This window comes from Pseudomonas sp. GW823-FHT02C02 (assembly GCF_058797635.1).
Map to the genome: position 1 here is coordinate 129,297 of NZ_JBXAJV010000012.1, position 22,634 is coordinate 151,930.

Sequence of the window (22,634 nt, forward strand, 5' to 3'; positions counted from 1 at the left end):
GGTTTTTCTGATGCAATACGCTTATCCCCTGCTGGCCATTTTCATTTGGGCCGGCAACACCGTGATCAACAAACTGGCGGTCGGCGCGATCTTCCCCGCAGAAATCGGCTTCTATCGCTGGCTGCTGGCCGGGATTCTGTTCACGCCGTTCATGCTCAAACCGGTGATCGCGCATTGGCCGCAGATTCGCCCGAACCTGGGCAAGATTTTCATCCTTGGCGTGCTCGGCATGGCCGTCTATCAGAGCCTGGCGTACTTCGCCGCAACGCTGACTACAGCCACCAACATGGGGATCATCTTGTCGCTGATGCCCTTGATGTCGCTGGCCATGGCAATTGTCAGCCTCGGTCAGCGCCTGACTGCGGGCGCATTGGCCGGCGCGGTGTTGTCGTTCGCCGGCGTGTTGGTGGTGGTGTCGTCCGGCAGCCTCGGCGCACTGCTTGAGCACGGCGTGAACCTGGGCGACGCGATGATGCTGATCGCCACGCTGGCCTACGCGATCTACAGCACGCTGCTGAAAAAATGGCAGCTGCGCTTGCCGCCACTGGTGTTGTTGTATTTGCAGGTGCTGGTGGCGGTGGTGGTGCTGTTTCCGCTGTTTGTCGCTTCACCGAAGGTCGGACCGACCTTGCAGAATATTCCGCTGGTGCTTTATGCCTGCTTGCTGGCTTCGATGCTGGCGCCATTGGCGTGGATGCAGGCCGTGGTGCGCCTGGGACCGAGCCGGACCACGCTGTTTTTCAATTTGCTGCCGTTGATTACGGCGTTGATTGCGGCGGTGGTACTGAATGAACAGTTGGCGATGTATCACCTGGTGGGTGGGGTGTTGACGCTGGGTGGGGTGGTGCTTTCGGAGCGCTGGACTACCGTGTTGGGCCGTAAGGTCAGCGTTGCCTGACCCGACGCCTTCGCGGTCCAACTGACGTTTACACGCCAGCCGCTTTCAATCGGGCCGCATGCTCGACAAACAACCGCACCGGATCCGCCCCTTTCCCCACCAGCCCCAGCGACTGATTGACGATGTCGAAGTGATCCATCGGATACTCATCGCCAATCACCGTCCCCAAGTGCGAGCTGTAACGCCCGACCATCCCGTCGCAATGCCCGGTTTCGCGCACAAAGGTTCTGGCAAACAGCCGGCAACTGCGGTTCGTGCCGTCGAACCGGTTACCGCCGCGGTCCGTCTTGCCCGGTTGCAACGTCCCGGACCAGGAGTAATAGCGCACGCCGTTGACCTCTTCCGGCCCGTGCCCGCCCCAGGTTTCAGGCAGGCCCTGTGGATAACGCTGATTGAACAGCGCCACGCCTTGAGTGGTCAGCGAATGGTGTGAAGCCGGGATATCCACAGGCAACTTCGGCCCGCGATAGCCGGTTTCCAGCAGGCTCATCAACGCGCCGATCCAGCGCAACAACACGCTGAGAACCCGTCCTTTGAACGTGTCGGCCGGGTAATGCTTTTCCAGATAATCCGCCAGCTCCGAGCCATGATTCGGCCCTGCGACCGACGTGACGGACGCCACGCGATCCGGACGTTTGGCGGCCGCGTAACGGGCTGTGAGCGAGCCTTGGCTGTGGCCGATCAGGTTGACCTTCTCGGCCCCGGTTTCCCGCAGAATCTCCTCGATCCGCGCCAGCAACTGCTCGCCGCGCACCTCGCTGGAATTGAGCGGCGAGACCTGCACCGCAAACACCGTCGCCCCGCCCCGGCGCAACGCCGAAATGATCCCGTACCAGTACGGATACAGCACCAGACGGATAAACCCGAGCATTCCCGGGACCAGCACCAACGGATAACGCGTGGCAGAACCTTGCGACATGGACGGACATCCTTGTGATCGGTGAGATGAAGCAAGGCGCGATGCAAGACGTCAGCCAAGCATCGTCACCCAAGATGACAACTCGACGACCAGTCTATGACATCCACCCTACTTCAGCCCCACCACGCCTGCCACGATCAGCCCCACCGACACCAGTTTGATCGCCGTCAGGCTTTCACCCAGCAGCGCAAAGCCGAGAAACACCGTGCCCAGTGAACCGATGGCGGTCCAGATCGGGTAGGCGATGCTTACCGGCAACTCGCGCATGGCCAGGGTCAGGAAGTAAATCCCGCCGACGGCGGCCACCACCGTGATCAGCGATGGCCAGAGCCGGGTAAAGCCTTCGGCGTACTTCATGCCCATGGCGAAGGTAACTTCGAACCCGGCGGCGATCAGCAGAAACAGCCAGGCCATCAGAACTCCCGGGCCAGCGTCAGCAAGCGCTGCTCGGCTTCGGCCAGCGAAATCTCGAACGTGCGCTCAGCCGACTCTTCGCCTTCGGCGGCCACCACGGTGATGTCGGTGATGCCGATGAACCCCAGCGCAGTGCGCAGCAACGGATCGGCATGGTTCATCGCCTCCAGCTCGCCGCCCGGCCCGAAACCGAAGCCGCCGCGACTGGTGACGATCAGGGCTTTTTTGCCGTGCACCAACGGCTCGTACTGCGCCACGCCATTGTCCAGGGTGTGATTGAACGTCAGCCCGAGCCGCACAATCTGATCGATCCAGGCCTTGAGGCCGCTGGGTACGCTGAAGTTGTGCATCGGCGTGGAAATCACCAGCAAATCGTGACCGAGCAACTCGCCGACCAGCTCATCGCTGAACGCCAGGTCGGCCTGCATCGACAAGGGACGCGCTTGGGGCTCGGGGTAAAAGGCCGCGGCCACAAAGGCCTCGTTAACCGGCGGTATCAATGCCCGACCGATTTCCCGGCGAGTCAGCTGCGACTGAGGATGTCGCGCTTGCCAAGCGCCAAGAAACACTTCCGCCAGACGCCGGGAATGGGAACGCTCGCCACGGCGGCTGGCATGGATCGCAAGAATCTTGCTCATCTGAATCTCCTTAAGGGCTAAACTGCCTGTGGCTTGCAGATTGAAGCTCACAGCCGCCCTTCTTCAACTGAGTAGAAATCAGTCTGGATGAATCCATTTCATCCATGGAGTATTTGAATGTTTGCCTCGTTGCCGCTCACCGCCCTGCGCGCCTTCGAATCCGCCTCGCGCCTGCTGAGTTTCAAGGCCGCCGCCGAAGAACTTTCGGTGACGCCCACAGCGGTGTCGCACCAGATTCGTTCGCTGGAGAACTGGCTTGGCGTGCCGCTGTTCGAGCGGCTGCCACGGCAGGTGCGCCTCACCGACGGCGGCGAACGGTTGTTCCGCAGCCTGCACGGCGCGCTGCTGGAAGTGGCGCAAAGCATCGATACCCTGCGCCCGCAACGCAGCGGCGCGAGCCTGACGATCTCCACCACGGCGGCCTTCGCGGCGTTGTGGCTGGTGCCGCGTCTGGGTCGGTTTTACGCCCGCCATCCGAACATCAACCTGCGCCTGGACACCCACTGCGAAGTCATCGATCTGCATCAGGACGCCAGCGTCGATTTGGTGGTGCGCTACAGCCTGGGTGATTACCCGAACCTTTATGGACTGTGCCTGTTCGACGAATCGTTCGGCGTCTATGGCTCGCCCGGGCAGGTGGCTCTGGCGGCTGAGCGGGCACCCACGCTGATCAGCGTGCGCTGGCACAACTCCAAACTCTATGCCCACGGCTGGGCGGCCTGGTGCGCGCAGTCCGGCGAAAGTTGGCTGACAGGGCAACCGGCGGTGCGTGAATACGACGAAGAGCATTACGCCCTGCAAGCCGCGATCGCCGGGCAGGGGCTGGTGCTGGCGAGCAATATCCTGGTGTCGGAAAGCGTGGCCAACGGTTTACTGGTCGCCTACCGGGGCGAGGTCCAGGTCGATGGCGCCGGCTATAGCGCACTCTGTGTGCCGGGACGCGAACGGCATCCGCCGGTGCGGGCGTTTTTTGCGTGGCTGCGCGAGGAGGCGCTGTTGTCCGGGCATGGGTTGGCGTGACCATTTCGGGCGCTTTTTACGATGGACAAATGGCATAAAACTTTTCGCCGCGCTCATCACTCACACCTTAAGTAGCGATCACTTCCCCAGAAGGTGACGCAAACCGGATTAGCCTCCAGGAGAACGAGATGAGTGACATGCATTTGTCTGACGTAACCACCCTTCGCGAACGGGCCCGCAAGAACGTCGAGAACGGCGCGGTGACCGAAAGCTACAGCGCTGACCGTGAAGAAGTATTGCGCCTGCTGAACGAGTCGCTGGCCACGGAACTGGTCTGCGTGTTGCGCTACAAGCGCCACTACTTCATGGCCAGCGGCTTGAAAGCCAACGTCGCGGCCGACGAATTCCTCGAGCACGCAACCCAGGAAGCCGAGCACGCCGACCGACTGGCCGAGCGCATCGTGCAACTGGGCGGTGAGCCGGAGTTCAACCCTGACTTGCTGTCGAAAAACTCCCACGCGCAATATGTGGCGGGCAATTCACTGAAAGAGATGGTCTACGAAGACCTGGTCGCCGAGCGGATTGCCATCGATAGCTACCGCGAGATCATTCAGTACATCGGCGAAAAAGACCCGACGACCCGGCGCATCTTTGAAGACATCCTGGCTCAGGAAGAAGAGCATGCGGATGACATGGCTGACATTCTGAAAGATCTTTAGCGCCTTTCAGATCGCCTTCGCGGGCGAGCCTCGCGCCTACAGGTTTAGTATTCTCCTGAAGGAGCGAGGCTTGCCCGCGAAGGCAGCCACACTGACACCCCATTATTTCGTTGGTTTAACGGTCACCGGCGCCTTGCCCGCCTTCATCTGTTCCAACAATGGCGCACACTGATTCGGCTCACCCCCACTCGGTGCCACCAACGCCAACAGCCCCGCCGCTGGCGCTGCAATCACGCCCAGTGCAACCATCCCGGCGCCACGCAAAATCAGCGGCACCGCCTTCACGCCCGCATCCGGCTTGATGAACTTGCCCCGCACGTATAGCGGCGAGCGCAACGAAATCAACCGCCAGCCTTTGGATTCCGGGGTGATCGTCAGGTCCAACTGCTCCGTCGCCATGTTCGCCGTGCCGTCGATATAGATGATCGCGTTCTCGGTATCGAAGACGAACAGTCGGGTGGTGGCCAAACCGGTCTTGATATCGAAGTCGGCCGCCGCGCAATTGATCTTCACTTCCTTGTCGCCAAAGATCTTGCCCACCACATAGTTGCCGACGTTGAGCCCGGCCAGCTCCATCAACTCGCGGCTGATGGCGCCATCGTTGATCAGCATTTTCAGATTGCCATTGGCGCTGCCCAGCAGCTTGGCCACCGAGTTGCCACGGCCGGTGATGTCGGCATCACCGTTGAGTTCGCCGAAACTGGTTTTCATCGGTTCAAAGGTCGGGAACAGCTGCTTGAGCTTGAACTTGCGCGCGGTCAGTTTGGCCCGGCCTTCCAGCGGCTCGGTGCGGCCATTGAGGCGAATCTGCGCATCCAGGTTGCCGCCCGCCACGCCGAAACGCAGAGGCTCCAGACTGAGAACACCGTCGGTCAGCACCAGGTGCGTATAGAGGTCATTGAACGGCAATTTTTCGCTGTGGATGATGCGCTTGCCGGTGAATTCGACGTCGGCGTCCATGTCACGCCAGCGCTCGGTCTTGAACTCCTCGACCGGCAACACCTTATCCGTCGGCTGCTTGCTTTCGCCGCCACGGGCCTTTTGCTTGGCGTTGGAATCAGCGCCGATCAACGGGGCCAGGTCGGCGAACAGCAGTTGATTGGAAACAAGCGAACCACTGAGTTTCGGCCGCGGCTGGCTGGCGACATAGGCCAGGCTGCCGTGGATGTCGCTCTCGCCGATCTTGCCGTTGAATGCTTCATAGCGGAACACCGCACCACCCGGCTCATGCAGTTTGGCGATCAAATGCCCGTCGGTCTCGTAGGGCGGCGTATCCGGCAGCGTCACACCGGTCAGCGGATAGAGATTGCCCAGGCTGGTACCGGCCAGTTTCAGGCGCAGGTCCAGGGCGCCGAGGTTCAGCGGATCGGTCAGCGTTCCGGCCAGTTCGACACTGGTATCGGCGATCTTCACTTGCGCCTGGAGCGGGAACGGCCTGGCCGCATCCTGCAATGCCAGCAACCCGCCGATCTTGCCTTCGCCCGCGAGTTTCTGATTGTGGTATTGGCCTTTGACCTTCAGCGCGAACGCGTAATCCTGGGGAGCCGCGCCTTTCTCCTGCGCGGTTTTTGCGGCTTTGTCGCCGACGATATCGCTGAATGGAATGGGTTTGCCCAACGGATCAATCAACACATCGAGCTGAGTCTTGAGGTTCTGGTCGTCGAGGGTGACGTGGCCCTTGTCGAAGCCGATGGCACCGATGTCCACCACCCAGCTCGAAGGCTCGGCGTTCGGGTCTTTGGGGTCGAACTGGAACGTCCAGTTGGCACGGCCATCGGCCAGGCGCTGAAGGTCGGCATTCGGCTCGGTCAGGTCAATACGCGGGATCACCACCCGTTGCGCCAGCAATGCCAAGGGTGAAATACGCAGCTCGACGCGTTTGAGGGTGACCATCTGTGGTTTTTTCGACCAGTCCGGGTTGCCCAGGCTCAGGTCTTCGGCCACCACGTGCGGCCACGGCACCCAAGCCCGCCAACCGCCCTCGTCGGGCTCGCGCTGCCAGACCACCGCGAGGTTGCCATTAATGGCGAACGGACGATGCAGCTCTTCAGAAACTTTGGCGTTAAGGGGCGGTTTGATCCGGTTCCAATCGAAGAACGCGATGATCAGAACCAATACCGCCAGCAAGACAATCAGGCTGGCGAAGGTCCAGGTAACAATTTTACGAGTGCGCGTCATTGCACAGGGCTCCTGATACGACTGAGCGCCCTGACTGCGACGCACGTGTGAAACGACAGGCCAGAACCGGCCTGCCATGGAATCTACGACTGAAAAACGGCCCGCAGGTTTAACCGAAACATCGATTAATCCTCAAATAATCGACCGGGGAGAGACTGCCCCCGAATCCAGCGTTACCGCCCCCGCACTTTTGTGCGGCATCAGTGGGTCGAAAATACCCACTCCAGTGCAAAAGCGATCGCCGGAGACACCCGTTCTAGAGCGCTTCGGCAGAACAATCAATTCCGTTGATTATTACCATTGCGTTTATGAACTTTTATATCGACTTATCGAGAGTAGCATTGCCCTCGTACCCACTTTATCGCCCTCCCAAGGAGCAACCCATCATGAAACGCCAATTACTGCTTAGCCTTACCCTCTCAATGCTGGCCAGCACCGCTTTCGCTCTGCCTGCTGCTGACCAGGCCACTCCACAAGTCAAAGACAGCCGCTCGGTGTTCAGCCAAACCGTCGCTGCCGATGGTTCCGACCGCACTCCACAAGGCCAGACCCTTGCCGAAGGTGGCAATGATCGCTTGAAAGAAAAAGGCCTGATCACTGAAGACGGTTATGACAAAACGCCACAAGGCCAGGTTCTCGCCGCTGATGGTTCCGACCGCACCCCAGGTCAAACACTGGCTGCCGATGGTTCCGACCGCACTCCAGGCCAAACACTGGCTGCCGATGGTTCCGACCGCACCCCAGGTCAAACACTGGCTGCCGATGGTTCTGACCGCACTCCAGGCCAAACACTGGCTGCCGATGGTTCCGATCGCACCCCAGGCCAAACACTCGCCGAAGGTGGTGGTGACCGTGTCATCGAACGCAACAGCGCTGTGAGCTGAGCCCATGGCGGCCCTGAAAAAAAGCCCAATCCCTGGATTGGGCTTTTGACTTTATAGGGTTTTGCCTCATTGGAAGTTGTACATCCCCGCTTGATCCCCCGATAGTCGTTCGACGCCAGCGAAGCCGATTTGCTAGAGTGCGCCGCTGTCCCTGTCCAGAAAAACACCCTTGCGATGCTGCCCCGCGCCGAACAGAAACAACAAACCCGCAACGCCCTGATGGACGCTGCCCGTCACCTGATGGAATGTGGTCGAGGATTCGGCAGCCTGAGCCTGCGCGAAGTGGCGAAAACCGCCGGCATCGTGCCCACCGGTTTCTACCGGCATTTCGCCGATATGGACGAACTGGGCCTGGTACTGGTGAGCGAAGTCGGCCAGACCTTTCGCGAGACCATTCGCCTGGTGCGCCATAACGAGTTCGTCATGGGCGGCATCATTGACGCTTCGGTTCGGATCTTTCTCGACGTGGTCTCGGCCAATCGCTCGCAGTTCCTGTTTCTGGCCCGGGAGCAGTACGGCGGATCGCTGCCCGTGCGCCAGGCCATTGGTCGCCTGCGGGAAGACATCAGCTCGGACCTCGCGGCCGACCTGTCCTTGATGCCGAAATTGCAGCATCTGGACATCGCCGGCCTCAGCGTCATGGCGGACCTGATCGTCAAAAGTGTGTTCGCGACCTTGCCGGACATTATCGATCCACCGGCCGAGGCGCTGCCTGAGCACCTGACGCCACAGGCAAAAATCACTCAACAACTGCGCTTCATCTTCATCGGCCTCAAGCATTGGCAAGGCCTCGGCAGCACTGAATAAACCCTGTAGGAGCGAGCCTGCTCGCGATAGCGGAATGTCAGCCACATCAAATGTTGATTGTGCCGACGCTATCGCGAGCAGGCTCACGTCCACAAAACCAGTCAAGGCATCAATTTGGTGCCACCGAAAAATCCCCGCACCATTCCAGTTCAAAATCCCGCAACAGCCTGAGCCACCCACTACGCTCCGACAGGTATTTCCTACGTATCGCCCGATTGGCAAGCCCCTTGCTCTAGCCTGAACATCGTCCATTGCTGGAAGCCTTCCGATGCTGGTGATTCATCGCAGAATCGACCCTCAACCCGTCTGGGCCGCCGAGTTGCACCTGACTTTCGAGGCCCGGAGCAAAAGCCGTTTGCGCTGTTTCAGTGCCGAAGGCGAGGACGTCGGTTTGTTTTTGGAGCGCGGTCAGCCGCCACTGTATGACGGTGAGTGCCTGCAAGCCGAAGATGGGCGCATCGTCCGCGTCTGCGCCCGCCCCGAACAATTGCTGCATGTTACGTGCGCCAACGCGTTCGAACTGACTCGCGCGGCCTATCACCTGGGCAATCGCCACGTCGCCCTGCAAGTCGGTGATGGATGGTTGCGCCTGCTCGATGATTACGTACTCAAGGCCATGCTCGAACAGCTGGAGGCCAACGTCGACAACATCGAGGCACCGTTCCAGCCGGAACACGGCGCCTATGGGGGCGGCCATCACCATTCCCGCCACGGCGACGAGGACTTCAACTACCCGCCGAAATTGCACCAGTTCGGCGTCCGGTTATGAACCCGGCCTGGGCGCTGTTGCGCCTGGCCAGTCCACAATTGCCGATTGGCGGCTACAGCTATTCGCAAGGCCTGGAGATGGCGGTGGATAACGGCCGGGTGAACGATGCAGACAGCGCGCGACGCTGGATCAGCGATCAGTTGTTGCTGAACCTGGCACGCTTCGAAGCGCCGCTGCTGCTCGCCCATTGCACCGCTGCCTTTGATGAGAACTGGGGCCAGTTGCTGCAACGCTGCGAAGAACATCGTGCCAGCCGGGAAACCCGCGAGCTGCATCAGGAAAGCCGGCAGATGGGCTATTCATTGCAACAACTGCTCAACGGCTTGCCGGAACTCGATGCGCCGGCCCGCGCCTTTCTCCAGCAGCGCCCTGAGCCGCATTTGGCCCTCGGCTGGGCGCTTGCCGCTCGCGCCTGGCAGATCAGCCCGCAAGATGCGCTGGCGGCGTGGCTCTGGAGCTGGCTGGAAAATCAATTGGCGGTGCTGATGAAAACCCTGCCCCTGGGCCAGCAAGCCGCGCAACGCCTGACCAGCGAACTGCTGCCACTGCTGCAACAAGCCCAGCAGGACGCCACCCGAATCAACCCCGAACACTACGGCAGCGCCGCGTTCGGCCTGTCCCTGGCGTGCATGGCCCATGAGCGCCAGTACAGCCGTCTGTTCCGTTCCTAGGGCCTTTTTACTTGGAGAATCACATGAACACACAACCCCTGCGCGTCGGCATCGGCGGACCGGTCGGTTCCGGTAAAACCGCCCTTACGCTGGCGCTCTGCCTGGCCCTGCGCGACCGCTACAACCTGGCCGTCGTCACCAACGACATCTACACCCGCGAAGACGCCGATTTCCTGGTGCGCAACGAAGCCCTGGCCCCTGAGCGCATCATCGGCGTGGAAACCGGCGGCTGCCCGCACACGGCGATCCGCGAAGACGCCTCGATCAACCTCGAAGCGGTGGATCAACTGAACCGCCGCTTTCCGGGGCTGGATCTGATTCTGGTGGAGTCCGGCGGCGATAACCTGTCGGCGACCTTCAGCCCGGAACTGTCCGACCTGACCATTTACGTGATCGACGTCTCGGCGGGCGACAAGCTGCCGCGCAAGGGCGGGCCGGGGATCTGCAAGTCCGACTTGCTGGTGATCAACAAGGTCGACCTCGCGCCGCTGGTGGGCGCGTCGTTGGAACTGATGGACAGCGACACCACGCGCATGCGCAACGGCAAGCCGTTTGTCTTCAGCAATCAGAAAACCGGCTTGGGCCTGGAAGCAATCATCGCCTTCATCGAACGCCAAGGCCTGCTGACCGCAGCCTGATCACGACTTATCAACAAGGAAGCTTATCCATGACACTGAAACGCATCCTGGGCACCCTGGCCCTGCTGCTGACCCCGGCCATCGCCTTCGCGCACCCGGGTCATGGCGACAACGGTTTGATCGCCGGCATCAGCCACCCGATTGGCGGCCTTGATCACTTGCTGGCGATGGTGGCGGTGGGTTTGTGGGCGGCGCAGCAAAAAGGCGCCGCGCGCTGGGCGCTGCCGTGCACCTTCGTGGGCACCATGCTGATTGGCGGACTGCTGGGTTTTGAAGGATTGAACCTGCCGGCGCTGGAAGGCGGCATTGCGGCGTCGGTGCTGGCGCTGGGCCTGGCCGTGGCCCTGGCCGTGCGTCCGCCGTTGAGCGTGGCAGTCGGTGCGACGGCTTTGTTTGCGCTGTTCCATGGTGTGGCCCATGGGCTGGAGTTGCCGGACATGTCGAGCCCTTGGGCGTATGCCGCAGGGTTTGTGGCGGCGACGGCGGCGTTGCATGCCGCGGGTTATGCCGTGGTGCGCGTGTTGCCGCAAGCGGCGGCGCCGTTGGTTCGATTGGCCGGTGCGGCTTCGGCGGCGACTGGTGCGTGGTTGCTCGCAGGTTGATCTTTTATTGCCTGTGATGGCCCCTTCGCGAGCAGGCTCGCTCCCACATTGGAATGCGTACACCTGTGGGAGCGAGCCTGCTCGCGAAGACGGCCTGACAGACACCGCATCTCTCAGGCCTGCTAACATGTCGCGCAATCAACCCTGCCGTGACGACGCCAGCCAATGCCGCCTGTTTCCCGCTCTGCCTCCCAGCCTGAATTGACCGCTCTGTTCGCCTCGGTGCAACAGCATTTCCAGGACGTGATCGTGCCGCTCTGGCAAGGCCCCGGCTGGAATGCCGACATGGCGTTGCCTTATGAAGCGCTGGACGCCGGGCATCAACCGCTGCCGCCCCAACGCTATCGGGCGATGGCCTGCGCGCGGCAGCTGTATCTGTTTTCCAGCCTGATCGGCCAGGTGCCGGCCGCCGAGGAACGCGCTGCGGCGCTGTTCCGTTCCTTGCAACAGCATTTTCACGACGCCGAGCACGGCGGCTGGTTCTACAGCATCGACCCGCAAGGTGCGCCACTGGATCAGCGCAAAGACCTCTACACCCACGCCTTTATCCTGTTCGCCTGCGCCCATTACTGGGGCAAGGTGCGCGAGCCGCTGGTGGAATCGGTCCTCAACGCGACACTGGAAGTGCTGGCGCAGCGCTTCGCCACAGGCGACGGCCTGTACGAAGCCAGCCTCGACCGCGACTGGTCCTCGCTCGACTCCGGCCCCCTGCAAAATCCCTTGATGCATCTGGCCGAAGCTTTCCTCGCGACCTTGTCGGTGCGAGAAGACATCGCCGTACAGCGCGCGCTGGTCGAGTTATGCACAGCCATGCAGAAGCGTTTTATTGACCCGCACCACAGCGTGCTGATGGAAAAACCGCTGGGCGCTGTGGATAACTGGTTTGAACCGGGGCATCAGTTCGAATGGTATTTCCTGCTGGAGTCTTCGCCACTGCTGCACGGCTCAAAACTGCATGCTTCGCTGGAGCGCGCGTTTGTACTCACCGAACAACTGGGTGTTGATCCACAAACGGGTGCGGTGACGGCGATGCTCGATCTGAATGGCTCTGCCAAGGATGCCACTCAACGCATCTGGGCCCAGGCTGAATACCTGCGCGCGCTGACCTTGCGTCCAAATAGCGAAGGCTCGGTGCAACGCCAATTGCAGGCATTGCAGCAACGCTTTTTGCATGCGAGGGGGTGGTATGAATGTCGCGACGAGCAGGGCGAAGTCAGCCGCAAGGACATGCCATCGACCACGCCTTATCACTTGGCCACTTGCTATCGAGGGCTGGTCGATTATCTCGGCTGACTGACAGATAGCTATCGCGGGCAATTCGGATCGCCGCACCGCCGCTCCCACAGGTTTTTTGTCGTTCGCGAAATCACGATTCAACACAAGTCTTGTGGGAGCGCGGCTTGCCCGCGAAAGCCGTTATGCGGTCTTAACCCTTGGCATTACGCTCAATCGCAAACCCGGCCCACGTCTGGCTCACAGGCATCAATTCGAGGCTGTTGATGTTGATGTGCGCCGGGGCATTAAGCACCCAGAAAATGGTATCGGCGATGTCCTGCGGCTGGATCGGCTCGGCACCGGCGTAGGTCGCGTTGTAGCGCTCCTGGTCACCGGCGAAACGCACCAGCGAGAACTCGCTCTCGCATAGGCCCGGCTCGATATTGCTGACACGCACGCCAGTGCCTTGCAGGTCGCAACGCAGGTTCAGCGAGAACTGGCCAACGAATGCTTTGGTCCCACCATAAACATGGCTGCCCGGGTACGGATAGTTGCCGGCGACGGAGCCGAGGTTGACGATACCGGCACCGCGGCCGTGGGCGATCAGGCGTGGCAACAGCAGGCGAGTGGCGTACATCAGGCCTTTGATGTTGGTGTCGACCATGGTGTCCCAATCGTCGAGATCGCACTTCGGTGCCGGGTCAACGCCCAGCGCCAGACCGGCGTTGTTGATCAGCCCGCGCAGCTTGGCAAAGGACGGCGGCAAGTTGGCGATCGCCTCCTCCATGGCCTTGCGATCACGCACGTCGAGCACCAGGCCATGCACCTCGGTCTGCTTCGACAACTCGGCGCACAGGGCATTGAGGCGTTCTTCACGACGGCCTGTCAGCACCAGTTTCCAGCCGGCCTCGGCAAAACGACGGGCACAGGCTTCACCAAAACCAGAGGTCGCGCCGGTAATAAACAGGGTGTTGGACATCGTGTTCTCCTTGCTTCGGCTGATCGACAGCCATTGGAATAGAAAATCAGCTGGCAGCATGCCCGGCCTTGCCCACAGCGGCAACCGCCGCAAAAACTGTACAAAAAACAACCAGACCTTCCAAAGCCACAGGCACCGTGGCTTGCAGCCATGTACACGCACCTTATCCACAGGCCGGTCCACAGTTTCCGGGGGCAAGTGGAAAAGCTGCAAGCCGCTATCCACAAGGCTTTGCGGGTAGATTACAAAGTTTTTTGCTTGACCCTCGGGTACCAGCTGTGTAGCCCATGGCATTTTGCACGATGTGATGGGCAAACCGACGATGGCGCCAAGCCAGTAACTACGGCCCTCAGCCGAGTCTTTCCAGAGTTTAACCACAGACTTATCCACAGGCTGGCCCATTGCATTTCCAGCCACTTTGCCATCCAACAAAAAGGTTGACAAAGCCTGTTCCGGGTCAAGCAAAAACGCCTGATCAAAAAACAACCACATCGCTACAAGCCACGGATTCAAAGGCTCTCAGACAGCTACTCCCACGTTATTCACAGCCAGCTCCACAGTAAACGGGGACAAGTCAAAAGCGTGACAAAACAACTATTTGCAGCGGCTTTATGTCGCGCTTTGAGAGCTTGTGAATATTGTTTTCCACAATTTCCGGAAAGCACACTTGGCCCTTGCAGGAGCGGGCCTGTTTGCGAAAGCGGTGGGCCATTGAACACCTGTCGATTGGCACTCCGCTTTCGCGAGCAGGCTCGCTCCCACAGGGGGATTCGTGGTGTATTCGAGGTGTAAAAAAGCCCCGGCGATTGCTCGTCGGGGCTGTGGATATTTCGGCAGCGTGTCAGTGCCCGCCGAGATAGGCGTTACGCACTTCCTCGTTGACCAGCAGCTCCTTGCCGGTGCCCGTGATGCGGATCTCGCCGTTGACCATCACGTATGCCCGGTCCGACAGCTTCAACGCGTGGTTGGCGTTCTGCTCGACCAGGAAGATGGTCATGCCGGTACTCGCCAGTTCCCGCAGGGTCGCGAAGATCTGTTTCACCACGATCGGCGCCAGTCCAAGGCTCGGTTCATCAAGCAACAGCAGCTTGGGCCGACTCATCAACGCACGAGCGATGGCGAGCATCTGTTGCTCACCGCCGGACATGGTCATGGCCCGCTGGTTACGGCGCTCCTTAAGCCGTGGAAACAACTCGAACATGCGCTGCATGTCCTCGGCAGCGTACTTGTCACCGATAGGGATGGTGCCCATCAGCAGGTTTTCCTCGACGGTCATGTCGGGGAACACCCGTCGGCCTTCAGGCGACTGTGCGATGCCGTTGGACGCGATGTAGTGCGACGACTTGTGGGTGATGTCCACGCCCTGATAAATGATCTGCCCGCTAGCCGCTCGCGGCTGGCCGAAGATCGACATCAGCAAGGTCGATTTACCGGCGCCGTTGGAGCCGATCAGACTGACGGTTTCACCTTCTTCGATATGCAGCGAGACTTTTTTCAGAGCCTGGATCGGCCCGTAAAACACATCCAGATCCTTGAGTTCGAGGATGGGTTGACTCATAGCACCACTTCCTCTTCATCAGCGCCCAGATAGGCCGCAATCACTTTCGGGTCGTTGCGAATCGCTTCAGGTCCGCCCTCGGCGATGACGACGCCGTGGTCCAGCACCACGATGTGGTCGGAAATACTCATTACCATGCCCATGTCGTGTTCGATCAGCACCACGGTCAGATCGTGCTCGTCGCGCAGCAGACGGATCATCGCGCTCAGCGCTTCGGTTTCCTGAGGGTTGAGGCCGGCCGCCGGTTCGTCGAGGCAGATGATCTGCGGCCGGGTGCACATGGCCCGGGCGATTTCCAGGCGGCGCTGTTGGCCGTAGGACAGTTCACCGGCCAGACGGTTGGCGCAGTCCACCAGGTCCACGACTTCCAGCCAGTAGAAGGCGTGGTCCAGCGCGTCGCTTTCGGCCTTGCGGTAGCCCTTGGTATTGAGGATGCCGGCCAACATGTTGCGGTTGACCCACATGTGCTGGGCTACCAGCAGGTTTTCAAGTACCGACATTTCCTTGAACAGGCGAATGTTCTGGAAGGTGCGCGCCAGCCCGGCACGGTTCACCAGGTGGGTGCCGCCGAACATTTTGTAGCGCATCCGGGTGATGAAGCTTTTCGGCGAAACGAAATCCGTGGCTTTGAACGATTCGCCCAACAGCTGGATGACATCGGTGCGTTCGCCGCGGGTATTGAGTTCGATCCTGCCACCGGAGGCCTTGTAGAAACCGGTCAGGCAGTTGAACACGGTGGTCTTGCCGGCGCCGTTGGGGCCGATCAGGGCAAAGATCGAGTTGCGATGCACCTTGAGGCTGACATCGCTCAACGCCTTGATGCCGCCGAAGTGCATCATCAGCTTCTCGACCGAGAGTACGACTTCGCTCATGGCGCTACTCCTTTACGCGGGGTCACACCGGTACGGCTGATCCGAATCAGGCCGCGCGGTCGCCAGATCATCATCAACACCATCAACACGCCGAACAGCAGCACGCGATATTCCGCAAAGCCGCGCAGCAGTTCCGGGGCAACGGTCAGCACGAAGGCTGCAATCACCACGCCGATGGTCGAGCCCATACCGCCGAGGACCACGATGGCGAGGATCAGAGCCGATTCGAAAAAGGTGAACGAGGTCGGGTTGACGAAGCCTTGATACGTGGCGAAGAACACCCCGGCCAGGCCGGCCGTCGAGGCACCGATGGTGAACGCCGAAAGCTTGACCAGTACGTGGTTCAGGCCCATGGAGCGGCAGGCGATTTCGTCTTCACGCAAGGCTTCCCAAGCGCGGCCGACCGGCATCTTGACCAGACGATGCTTGATGTACAGCACGGCCAGCACCACCAGGAACAACACCGCATAGATGAAGTAATACTTCACGTCCGGGTTATAGGCGATGCCGAAGAACTCATGGAACGGGACGCCCCCCTCCTTCGCGCGCTTGCCGAACTCGAGACCGAAGAAGGTTGGCAATGGAGCCGCCATGCCATTCGGGCCGCCGGTCAGGGACAACCAGTTGTTGAGGATCAGGCGAATGATTTCACCGAATCCCAGGGTCACGATCGCCAGGTAGTCACCGTGCAATCGCAGCACCGGGAACCCGAGGATGCAACCGGCAAGGCCCGCGGTGATAGCCGCCAGCGGCAGCACCGTCCAGAAACCCAGACCGAGGTATTGATAACCCAGCGCCAGGCCGTAGGCACCGATGGCGTAGAACGCCACGTAACCCAGATCGAGCAGGCCGGCCAGGCCGACCACGATGTTCAGGCCCAGGCCGAGCAATACGTAGATCAGCCCGAGAATGACCACGCCCAGCAGGTAGGAGTTGGAGAAGAACGGGAACACCACGGCAACGAGGATCACCAGCGGGATGATCCAGCGCAGGCGGGATTTGTAATCAGGCGGCAGTACATGAACCCCGGAACCAGTGCTTTCAAAGCCTTCAAGGATTTTCAGACCCTTGGGCGTTTGCAGGAACAGGCTCAGGGCAAACCGGCCAGCCATGACGATGGCGACAATCCAGGCCACCCGGGTCGTTTCCAGATTGAAGCCGTAGCCGTCGAGGACCACGCCGACAATCGGGCCGAACACAATCAGGGCGACAAGGCCGGCAAGAATCGCGTCAACCAGGCTTCTTTTGAGATCAATGGTTTTTTTAGTGGTTGAAGACATCGCTTACACCTTCGACACAAGAGGACGGCCGAGCAGGCCTTGGGGCCGAAAGACCAGAACGAGAACGAGCAGCGAGAAGCTGAAAACGTCTTTGTAGTCCGAGTTGACCAAACCTGAGAACAGCGACTCGGAGATCCCGAGAATGATCCCGCCAAGCATCGCACCAGGCAGCGAGCCGATGCCGCCAAGTACCGCAGCCGTGAACGCCTTGATGCCGATGATGAAGCCGGCATAGAAGTCGAACGTGCCGTAGTTCATGGTGATCAGCACGCCGGCCAGGGCCGCCATCGCTGCACCGATGATGAACACGTAGGAAATCACGCGGTCGGTGTTGATCCCCAGGATCGAGGCCATCTTGCGGTCTTGCTGGGTGGCGCGGCACATGCGGCCGAGCTTGGTGTACTTGATGATGTAGGTCAGCAGGGCCATGCCGGCGAATGCGGCAATCAGGATAAACACCTTGGTGTAGGTCAACTGCACGAAGCCGGTGCCGATTTCGACGCGCCAGGCCCCCGTCAACAAGGTCGGAACGCCCTGTTGCTTGGCACCTTGGGCGATCTGGGCATAGTTTTGCAGGATCAGCGAAATCCCGATGGCGCTGATCAGCGGTGCCAGTCGGGTGGAGTTGCGCAGGGGCTTGTAGGCGACGCGCTCGATGACCCAGCCATACACCGCCGTGACCACGATGGTGAAGATCAAGGTGCCGAGCATCAACAGCGGGAAGGATTCAATACCGAAGTACGCCAGCAGAGCCAGACTGATTGCCGCGAGGTAAGCGGAAATCATGTAAACCTCGCCGTGGGCGAAGTTGATCATGCCAATGATGCCATAGACCATTGTGTAGCCGATGGCGATCAGGCCATAGACCGACCCGAGGGTCAGGCCGTTGACCAGTTGCTGCAGGAAAATACCATCCATAACGCAATCTCACGCATTTGAGAGACTGCACAGAAGCCGGGTGCAACGGACCGGGGTTCAGCCGCCGGGGCAACACGGTTGTGTGCAGCTCTACGAGAAAAGACAGGTACTGCACGGACATGTTCATAGACTGCCCGGTGCAACAGGCACCGGGCAGATCAGGTCATATCACTTCTGTTTTTCCAGCTGGTGGTATTTGCCGTCCTTGTCCCACTCGTAAACGACGTAGTCGGAGACTTTCAGGTCGCCCTTGGCGTCCCAGGTCTTCTCGCCCATCACGGTTTTGACCGGGTTTTTCTTCAGCCACTCGGCGGCTTTCTCGCCACTGTTGGACTTGGCGCCGTTGAAAGCTGCGGCCAGGGTCTGGACCGAAGCGTAGGCGTACAGGGTGTAGCCTTCAGGCTCGGTGCCTTTCTTGCGGAACTCGTCCACCACGGTTTTGCTGTCTGGCAGCAGGCGTGGGTCGGCGCCGAAGGTCATCAGTACGCCGTCAACGAATTGCGGACCGCCAGCAGTGGTGACCAGTTCGTCGGTCACGATGCCGTCATCGGACATGAACTTGACGTCTTTGAGGCCTTGCTCACGCAGTTGACGGACCAGAGGACCGGCTTCCGGGTGCAGACCGCCGAAGTAGACGACATCGGCGCCAGCGCCGCGGATCTTGGTGACGATGGTGCTGAAGTCTTTCTCGCCACGGGTCAGGCCTTCATACAGCACAGGCTTCACGCCGCGTTTTTCCAGTTGGGCCTTGGTAGCGTCCGCCAGGCCCTGGCCGTAGGTGTCCTTGTCGTGCAGGACAACGACTTTCTTGCCCTTGAGCACGTCGACGATGTAGTCACCGGCCACGATGCCTTGCTGATCGTCACGCCCGCACATACGGAACATGGCACTCAGGCCGCGTTCGGTAACCGCTGGGTTGGTGGAACCCGGAGTGATTGCAATGATGCCCGCTTCGTCGTAGATCTCGGAGGCCGGGATGGTCGACGAGGAGCAGAAGTGACCGACTACGCCGGCGACTTTCTGGTTGGTCAGGTCCTTGGCGACCGTCACAGCCTGTTTCGGTTCGCAGGCGTCATCGCCCTTCACCAGTACGATTTTTTCCCCGTTAACGCCGCCCGCCGCGTTGACCGCGTCGGCTGCAGCCTGTGCACCCTTCATGTACTGCTCGCCAAATGCCGCGTTGGCGCCTGTCATCGGACCCGCCACACCGATTTTCACATCAGCCTGTGCAAACGCAGAAACACCCAACGCAGTTGCCACTGCGAGGGCCAGAAAGCCTTTCTTGTAAAACGTCTGGGACATGAGGTGGTGCTCCAAGGTTTTTTTTAGTTGGCACTGCGACTTCTCTGAATGCTCAGAGCAAGGGCCGTGCCATCGGTTTTTTATTCTGAAAAAAGTCGCTGCTTTATTGTTATTTCGACTGTTTCGATCCCATTTTCATTGGGCGTGCAACCGTCTAAACCGCAGAAGGTGAAACCATTTATTTTTAAAGGCGCAACCCGCGTGCGCCATCATTGCAACCGCGGCGCCAAACGACGTGCAACCAGCCTGTAACAACGTGCGTCACCGAAGTGCACACTGCTGGTGCGGAACTGCTACAACCCGCACCTTTTACAGGCTAGTCGCTGCGCGAAAAAGCGCCGCTCCCAGCAACAAATTTCAACAATCAAATAACGATCCGCAAGCACTGGCCTGCGTGATACAGCGAGAAACCGGCCTCGTACAAACAACTGCGCAAACCCACCCCGGCCAATGGCTGCATGGGGGCAAAGGGAATGGGTAGCGCCTCAGGATTTCCGTTACACAGATAATCGGCAAAGGCTTTGCCGACCACCGTCCCCGTTGTCACGCCCCGGCCGTTGTAACCGGTGACTGCCACTAAACCGGGCGCCGGCTCGAACAAACGCATCAAATGGTCCGGGGTAAACGCGATGCAACCGGTCCAGGTGCATTCCCATTCCACGGGTTTGAGGTAGGGGAAATAGTGCTGCTGCACCCGATCGGCCCAGGCCTTGAGGAACCAGGCCGGTTTCTGATTGCCGTTACCGAGGCTGCCCAGCAACAGACGGCCGTCTTTGTCGCGACGAATACTGCTCAGTACCTGGCGCGTGTCCCAGGAACCCTGCCCGCCGGGCAGAATTTGCTGCGCGGCGTCTTCGGTCAGCGGGACCGACGCCACTTGATAGTAATAACCGGGGAAGAAATTGCGCCGCAACTCCGTCCAGTCACCTTCGGTATAAGCGTTGGAGGCGATGACCACTTGCTCGGCGAGCACTGATCCCTGAGCGGTTTGCACCGACCAGCGTTGGCCCTGACGTTCGAGTCGGGTCACCGGAGAATGATCGAACAGTTGGCCCCCGAGGCTGATGGCCGCTTTGGCCAGCCCCGTGGTGTAAGCCATCGGATTGATCGTGCCGGCACGCTTGTCGAGCAGCGCGGCAGCAATCTTTTTTGTACCCGTCGCTTGTTCGCAGGATTGCCCGGTCAGCAGTTCGACCGGTGCTCCGCGACGTTTCCATTGTTCTTCGCGACTGCGCAGATCGGCTTCGCCACGGGCGTTGTGCGCCATGTGCAGCGTGCCTTCGCGGCGTAACTGGCAATCGATGTTGTATTTGTCGACCAGGCTGAACACCAGCGATGGCGCTGCACCCAGCATGCGATTGAGCTGACTGCCCACCGCTTCGCCGAACCCGGCTTCGATCTCGTCCGGTGGAATCCACATTCCGGCGTTGACCAGACCGACGTTGCGCCCCGAACCGCCGTGACCGGCGCGATGGGCTTCGAGCACGCAGACCTTTTTACCTTTTTCAAGTAGATGCACCGCCGCCGACAGGCCGGTGAAACCGGCGCCAATGACGCAGACATCGACGGTAACTTCGCCCTTGAGCGCGGCATTGTCGGGCCTTTGCGGCGTCAGTTTTTCCCACAGACACTCTTCGCGTAACGGCATTGCCAGACTCCAACAGAATCCTAACCAACACACAGTTCAAGATGTAGGAGTGAGCCTGCTCGCGATAGCGATTTAACATTCAACATCTATGTTGACTGATAGACCGCAATCGCGAGCGGCTCACTCCTACAGGGGATCACTGTTCGACTCGAGGATCAGTCGAACGTGATGCCCTGAGCCAACGGCAACTCCAGCGAGTAGTTCACGGTGTTGGTCTGGCGGCGCATGTAGCCGCGCCATGCATCGGAGCCCGACTCACGCCCACCACCGGTTTCTTTCTCGCCACCGAACGCGCCGCCAATTTCCGCACCGCTCGGGCCGATGTTGACGTTGGCGATGCCGCAGTCGCTGCCCACCGCCGACATGAACTGTTCGGCTTCACGCACGTCGGTGGTGAAGATGCACGAGGACAGGCCTTGTGGCACCGAGTTGTTCAGACGCAGCGCTTCGTCGAAGTCCTTGTAACCGACCACGTACAAGATCGGTGCGAAGGTTTCATTGCAGACCACATCGCTCTGCTCCGGCATTTCAACGATGGCCGGCGAGACGTAATAAGCGTTCGGGTATTTGTCTTCCAGCTGGCGTTCGCCGCCAAACACCCGGCCGCCTTCGCTCAGGGCTTGTTCCAGCGCGTCCTGCATGTTTTCGAAACTGTTTTTGTCGATCAGCGGACCGATCAGGTTGCCCTCGAGCGGATTGCCGATGCGGACCTTGGAATAGGCAGCCTTGAGGCGAGTGACGATTTCTTCCTTCACCGACTCATGGGCAATCAGGCGACGCAACGTGGTGCAACGCTGACCGGCGGTGCCGACGGCGCTGAACAGGATGGCGCGGACGGCCATGTCCAGGTCGGCGCTTGGGGCGAGGATCATGGCGTTGTTGCCGCCCAGCTCCAGAATGCTGCGGGCGAAACGTGCGGCGATTTTTGGCGCCACTTCACGGCCCATGCGGGTGCTGCCGGTGGCGCTGATCAGCGCGACACGCGGGTCATCGACCAGCGCTTCGCCGGCATCGCGGCCGCCGATGATCACTTGGCTGAGGTGTGGAGGTGCGTCGCTGAAGTTCTTCAGTACGCGGTCAAACAGCGCCTGGCAGGCCAGTGCGGTCAGTGGGGTTTTCTCGGACGGTTTCCAGATCACCGGGTTGCCGCAGACCAGCGCCAGCGTGGTGTTCCAGGCCCAGACCGCAACCGGGAAGTTGAAGGCGCTGATGACGCCGACGACGCCCAGCGGGTGCCAGGTTTCGCGCATGTGGTGGCCAGGACGCTCGGACGCGATGGTCAAGCCGTACAGCTGACGGGACAGGCCGACGGCGAAATCGCAGATGTCGATCATTTCCTGAACTTCACCCAGGCCTTCCTGTGTGATCTTGCCCGCTTCCCAGGACACCAGCTCGCCGAGGTCGGCCTTGTATTCGCGCAGGATGTCGCCCAGTTGACGCACCAGTTCGCCACGGCGCGGGGCCGGGACCTTGCGCCACAATTCGAACGCATGATCTGCACGACTGATGTGCTGCTCGACTTCAGCGGCGCCTTCCCAGTTCACGGCAGCGATCCGGCTGCCATCGATCGGCGAATGCACCGGCACTTTGCCGTTCTGGTACAGGGCCGGGTTCACACCAAGACGATCAAGCAATGCGGCAACCATGGGTCACTCCTCGAGCAAAAAACAGAAAACGTACAGCCGGACATTCACGGCTGATCAGACCTGTAGTTTTAGCTCCCCGGAGGTTACCCAACAAACGACCTTTAAGAGAGATATCATTC

22 protein-coding genes are annotated in these 22,634 nt (G+C 60.2%); 10 read left to right on the top strand and 12 right to left on the bottom strand.

The window, feature by feature from the left end:
- Positions 1-10: 10 nt before the first annotated feature.
- On the top strand, positions 11-898 hold the full coding sequence (locus AC1ROI_RS21295) for a DMT family transporter (RefSeq protein ID WP_010464117.1): 888 nt from the start codon (positions 11-13) through the stop codon (positions 896-898).
- Positions 899-926: 28 nt separating this feature from the next.
- Here AC1ROI_RS21295 and AC1ROI_RS21300 read toward each other — a convergent pair whose 3' ends face one another.
- The 3 genes from AC1ROI_RS21300 to AC1ROI_RS21310 form a co-directional block, all read right to left on the bottom strand.
- Complete coding sequence (locus tag AC1ROI_RS21300; RefSeq protein WP_077748945.1) at positions 927-1,817, bottom strand: esterase/lipase family protein; 891 nt, start codon at positions 1,815-1,817, stop codon at positions 927-929.
- A 108-nt stretch (positions 1,818-1,925) separates the two neighbouring features.
- Positions 1,926-2,231 carry a DMT family transporter gene (locus tag AC1ROI_RS21305; protein WP_007947555.1) on the bottom strand — a complete coding sequence of 102 codons (306 nt, stop codon included), beginning with the start codon at positions 2,229-2,231 and terminating at the stop codon, positions 1,926-1,928.
- Complete coding sequence (locus AC1ROI_RS21310) at positions 2,231-2,869, bottom strand: FMN-dependent NADH-azoreductase (RefSeq protein ID WP_102594075.1); 639 nt, start codon at positions 2,867-2,869, stop codon at positions 2,231-2,233. The genes AC1ROI_RS21305 and AC1ROI_RS21310 overlap by 1 nt, the downstream gene beginning before the upstream one ends.
- A 117-nt stretch (positions 2,870-2,986) precedes the next feature.
- On the opposite strand from AC1ROI_RS21310, the gene AC1ROI_RS21315 reads away from it, so the two are divergent.
- Both AC1ROI_RS21315 and AC1ROI_RS21320 read left to right on the top strand, forming a co-directional pair.
- On the top strand, positions 2,987-3,889 hold the full coding sequence (locus AC1ROI_RS21315; protein ID WP_102594076.1) for a LysR substrate-binding domain-containing protein: 903 nt from the start codon (positions 2,987-2,989) through the stop codon (positions 3,887-3,889).
- A 128-nt stretch (positions 3,890-4,017) separates the two neighbouring features.
- Positions 4,018-4,548 (top strand): ferritin-like domain-containing protein, encoded by a 531-nt coding sequence (locus AC1ROI_RS21320; protein WP_010464129.1) that lies wholly within the window; start codon positions 4,018-4,020, stop codon positions 4,546-4,548.
- Positions 4,549-4,650: 102 nt separating this feature from the next.
- On the opposite strand, the gene AC1ROI_RS21325 is transcribed toward AC1ROI_RS21320, so the two are convergent.
- Positions 4,651-6,726, bottom strand: coding sequence for an AsmA family protein (locus AC1ROI_RS21325; protein WP_083375167.1), 2,076 nt, complete (start codon positions 6,724-6,726; stop codon positions 4,651-4,653).
- 386 nt (positions 6,727-7,112) lie between these two features.
- On the opposite strand from AC1ROI_RS21325, the gene AC1ROI_RS21330 reads away from it, so the two are divergent.
- The 7 genes from AC1ROI_RS21330 (at position 7,113) to AC1ROI_RS21360 (ending at position 12,390) form a co-directional block, all read left to right on the top strand.
- Positions 7,113-7,610 (top strand): hypothetical protein, encoded by a 498-nt coding sequence (locus tag AC1ROI_RS21330; protein WP_077748940.1) that lies wholly within the window; start codon positions 7,113-7,115, stop codon positions 7,608-7,610.
- A 174-nt stretch (positions 7,611-7,784) separates the two neighbouring features.
- Complete coding sequence (locus tag AC1ROI_RS21335; RefSeq protein WP_010464134.1) at positions 7,785-8,417, top strand: TetR family transcriptional regulator; 633 nt, start codon at positions 7,785-7,787, stop codon at positions 8,415-8,417.
- A 268-nt stretch (positions 8,418-8,685) separates the two neighbouring features.
- Positions 8,686-9,186 carry an urease accessory protein UreE gene (ureE, locus tag AC1ROI_RS21340; RefSeq protein WP_010464135.1) on the top strand — a complete coding sequence of 167 codons (501 nt, stop codon included), beginning with the start codon at positions 8,686-8,688 and terminating at the stop codon, positions 9,184-9,186.
- Positions 9,183-9,857, top strand: coding sequence for an urease accessory protein UreF (locus AC1ROI_RS21345; RefSeq protein WP_083375168.1), 675 nt, complete (start codon positions 9,183-9,185; stop codon positions 9,855-9,857). The genes ureE and AC1ROI_RS21345 overlap by 4 nt, the downstream gene beginning before the upstream one ends.
- A 23-nt stretch (positions 9,858-9,880) precedes the next feature.
- Positions 9,881-10,495 carry an urease accessory protein UreG gene (gene ureG / locus AC1ROI_RS21350; protein ID WP_010464137.1) on the top strand — a complete coding sequence of 205 codons (615 nt, stop codon included), beginning with the start codon at positions 9,881-9,883 and terminating at the stop codon, positions 10,493-10,495.
- Positions 10,496-10,524: 29 nt separating this feature from the next.
- Complete coding sequence (locus AC1ROI_RS21355; RefSeq protein ID WP_077748937.1) at positions 10,525-11,097, top strand: HupE/UreJ family protein; 573 nt, start codon at positions 10,525-10,527, stop codon at positions 11,095-11,097.
- Positions 11,098-11,262: 165 nt separating this feature from the next.
- Positions 11,263-12,390: an AGE family epimerase/isomerase gene (locus tag AC1ROI_RS21360; protein ID WP_010464140.1), complete on the top strand. Its 1,128-nt coding sequence runs from the start codon at positions 11,263-11,265 to the stop codon at positions 12,388-12,390.
- Between the two features lie 133 nt (positions 12,391-12,523).
- Here the strand turns inward: AC1ROI_RS21360 and AC1ROI_RS21365 are convergent, their stop codons facing one another.
- The 8 genes from AC1ROI_RS21365 to amaB form a co-directional block, all read right to left on the bottom strand.
- Complete coding sequence (locus AC1ROI_RS21365; RefSeq protein ID WP_010464142.1) at positions 12,524-13,291, bottom strand: SDR family oxidoreductase; 768 nt, start codon at positions 13,289-13,291, stop codon at positions 12,524-12,526.
- Between the two features lie 841 nt (positions 13,292-14,132).
- On the bottom strand, positions 14,133-14,849 hold the full coding sequence (locus tag AC1ROI_RS21370; protein WP_083375170.1) for an ABC transporter ATP-binding protein: 717 nt from the start codon (positions 14,847-14,849) through the stop codon (positions 14,133-14,135).
- Entirely contained in the window at positions 14,846-15,721 is an 876-nt protein-coding gene (locus tag AC1ROI_RS21375) for an ABC transporter ATP-binding protein (RefSeq protein ID WP_010464147.1), read from the bottom strand. The genes AC1ROI_RS21370 and AC1ROI_RS21375 overlap by 4 nt, the downstream gene beginning before the upstream one ends.
- Positions 15,718-17,001, bottom strand: a complete 1,284-nt coding sequence (gene livM, locus AC1ROI_RS21380) for a high-affinity branched-chain amino acid ABC transporter permease LivM (protein ID WP_010464149.1) — start codon at positions 16,999-17,001, stop codon at positions 15,718-15,720. Before livM ends, AC1ROI_RS21375 begins: the two co-directional genes overlap by 4 nt.
- A 3-nt stretch (positions 17,002-17,004) precedes the next feature.
- Positions 17,005-17,919, bottom strand: coding sequence for an ABC transporter permease subunit (locus AC1ROI_RS21385; RefSeq protein WP_010464150.1), 915 nt, complete (start codon positions 17,917-17,919; stop codon positions 17,005-17,007).
- 168 nt (positions 17,920-18,087) lie between these two features.
- Positions 18,088-19,221, bottom strand: a complete 1,134-nt coding sequence (locus AC1ROI_RS21390) for an ABC transporter substrate-binding protein (RefSeq protein ID WP_010464151.1) — start codon at positions 19,219-19,221, stop codon at positions 18,088-18,090.
- Between the two features lie 364 nt (positions 19,222-19,585).
- Positions 19,586-20,869, bottom strand: a complete 1,284-nt coding sequence (amaA, locus tag AC1ROI_RS21395; RefSeq protein WP_010464152.1) for an L-pipecolate oxidase — start codon at positions 20,867-20,869, stop codon at positions 19,586-19,588.
- A 155-nt stretch (positions 20,870-21,024) separates the two neighbouring features.
- Positions 21,025-22,515: an L-piperidine-6-carboxylate dehydrogenase gene (amaB, locus tag AC1ROI_RS21400; RefSeq protein WP_010464154.1), complete on the bottom strand. Its 1,491-nt coding sequence runs from the start codon at positions 22,513-22,515 to the stop codon at positions 21,025-21,027.
- Between the last annotated feature and the right edge of the window lie 119 nt (positions 22,516-22,634).

What these genes read in the sequence shown, in the direction of transcription:
- amaB (WP_010464154.1), bottom strand. Translation starts at nt 22,515, where the DNA reads ATGGTTGCCGCATTGCTTGATCGTCTTGGTGTGAACCCGGCCCTGTAC.
- AC1ROI_RS21305 (WP_007947555.1), bottom strand. Translation starts at nt 2,231, where the DNA reads ATGGCCTGGCTGTTTCTGCTGATCGCCGCCGGGTTCGAAGTTACCTTC.
- ureE (WP_010464135.1), top strand. Translation starts at nt 8,686, where the DNA reads ATGCTGGTGATTCATCGCAGAATCGACCCTCAACCCGTCTGGGCCGCC.
- AC1ROI_RS21360 (WP_010464140.1), top strand. Translation starts at nt 11,263, where the DNA reads ATGCCGCCTGTTTCCCGCTCTGCCTCCCAGCCTGAATTGACCGCTCTG.
- AC1ROI_RS21300 (WP_077748945.1), bottom strand. Translation starts at nt 1,817, where the DNA reads ATGTCGCAAGGTTCTGCCACGCGTTATCCGTTGGTGCTGGTCCCGGGA.
- AC1ROI_RS21325 (WP_083375167.1), bottom strand. Translation starts at nt 6,726, where the DNA reads ATGACGCGCACTCGTAAAATTGTTACCTGGACCTTCGCCAGCCTGATT.
- AC1ROI_RS21385 (WP_010464150.1), bottom strand. Translation starts at nt 17,919, where the DNA reads ATGGATGGTATTTTCCTGCAGCAACTGGTCAACGGCCTGACCCTCGGG.
- AC1ROI_RS21330 (WP_077748940.1), top strand. Translation starts at nt 7,113, where the DNA reads ATGAAACGCCAATTACTGCTTAGCCTTACCCTCTCAATGCTGGCCAGC.
- livM (WP_010464149.1), bottom strand. Translation starts at nt 17,001, where the DNA reads ATGTCTTCAACCACTAAAAAAACCATTGATCTCAAAAGAAGCCTGGTT.
- AC1ROI_RS21355 (WP_077748937.1), top strand. Translation starts at nt 10,525, where the DNA reads ATGACACTGAAACGCATCCTGGGCACCCTGGCCCTGCTGCTGACCCCG.
- AC1ROI_RS21375 (WP_010464147.1), bottom strand. Translation starts at nt 15,721, where the DNA reads ATGAGCGAAGTCGTACTCTCGGTCGAGAAGCTGATGATGCACTTCGGC.
- ureG (WP_010464137.1), top strand. Translation starts at nt 9,881, where the DNA reads ATGAACACACAACCCCTGCGCGTCGGCATCGGCGGACCGGTCGGTTCC.
- AC1ROI_RS21295 (WP_010464117.1), top strand. Translation starts at nt 11, where the DNA reads ATGCAATACGCTTATCCCCTGCTGGCCATTTTCATTTGGGCCGGCAAC.
- AC1ROI_RS21320 (WP_010464129.1), top strand. Translation starts at nt 4,018, where the DNA reads ATGAGTGACATGCATTTGTCTGACGTAACCACCCTTCGCGAACGGGCC.
- AC1ROI_RS21310 (WP_102594075.1), bottom strand. Translation starts at nt 2,869, where the DNA reads ATGAGCAAGATTCTTGCGATCCATGCCAGCCGCCGTGGCGAGCGTTCC.
- AC1ROI_RS21335 (WP_010464134.1), top strand. Translation starts at nt 7,785, where the DNA reads ATGCTGCCCCGCGCCGAACAGAAACAACAAACCCGCAACGCCCTGATG.
- AC1ROI_RS21390 (WP_010464151.1), bottom strand. Translation starts at nt 19,221, where the DNA reads ATGTCCCAGACGTTTTACAAGAAAGGCTTTCTGGCCCTCGCAGTGGCA.
- AC1ROI_RS21365 (WP_010464142.1), bottom strand. Translation starts at nt 13,291, where the DNA reads ATGTCCAACACCCTGTTTATTACCGGCGCGACCTCTGGTTTTGGTGAA.
- AC1ROI_RS21315 (WP_102594076.1), top strand. Translation starts at nt 2,987, where the DNA reads ATGTTTGCCTCGTTGCCGCTCACCGCCCTGCGCGCCTTCGAATCCGCC.
- AC1ROI_RS21370 (WP_083375170.1), bottom strand. Translation starts at nt 14,849, where the DNA reads ATGAGTCAACCCATCCTCGAACTCAAGGATCTGGATGTGTTTTACGGG.
- AC1ROI_RS21345 (WP_083375168.1), top strand. Translation starts at nt 9,183, where the DNA reads ATGAACCCGGCCTGGGCGCTGTTGCGCCTGGCCAGTCCACAATTGCCG.
- amaA (WP_010464152.1), bottom strand. Translation starts at nt 20,869, where the DNA reads ATGCCGTTACGCGAAGAGTGTCTGTGGGAAAAACTGACGCCGCAAAGG.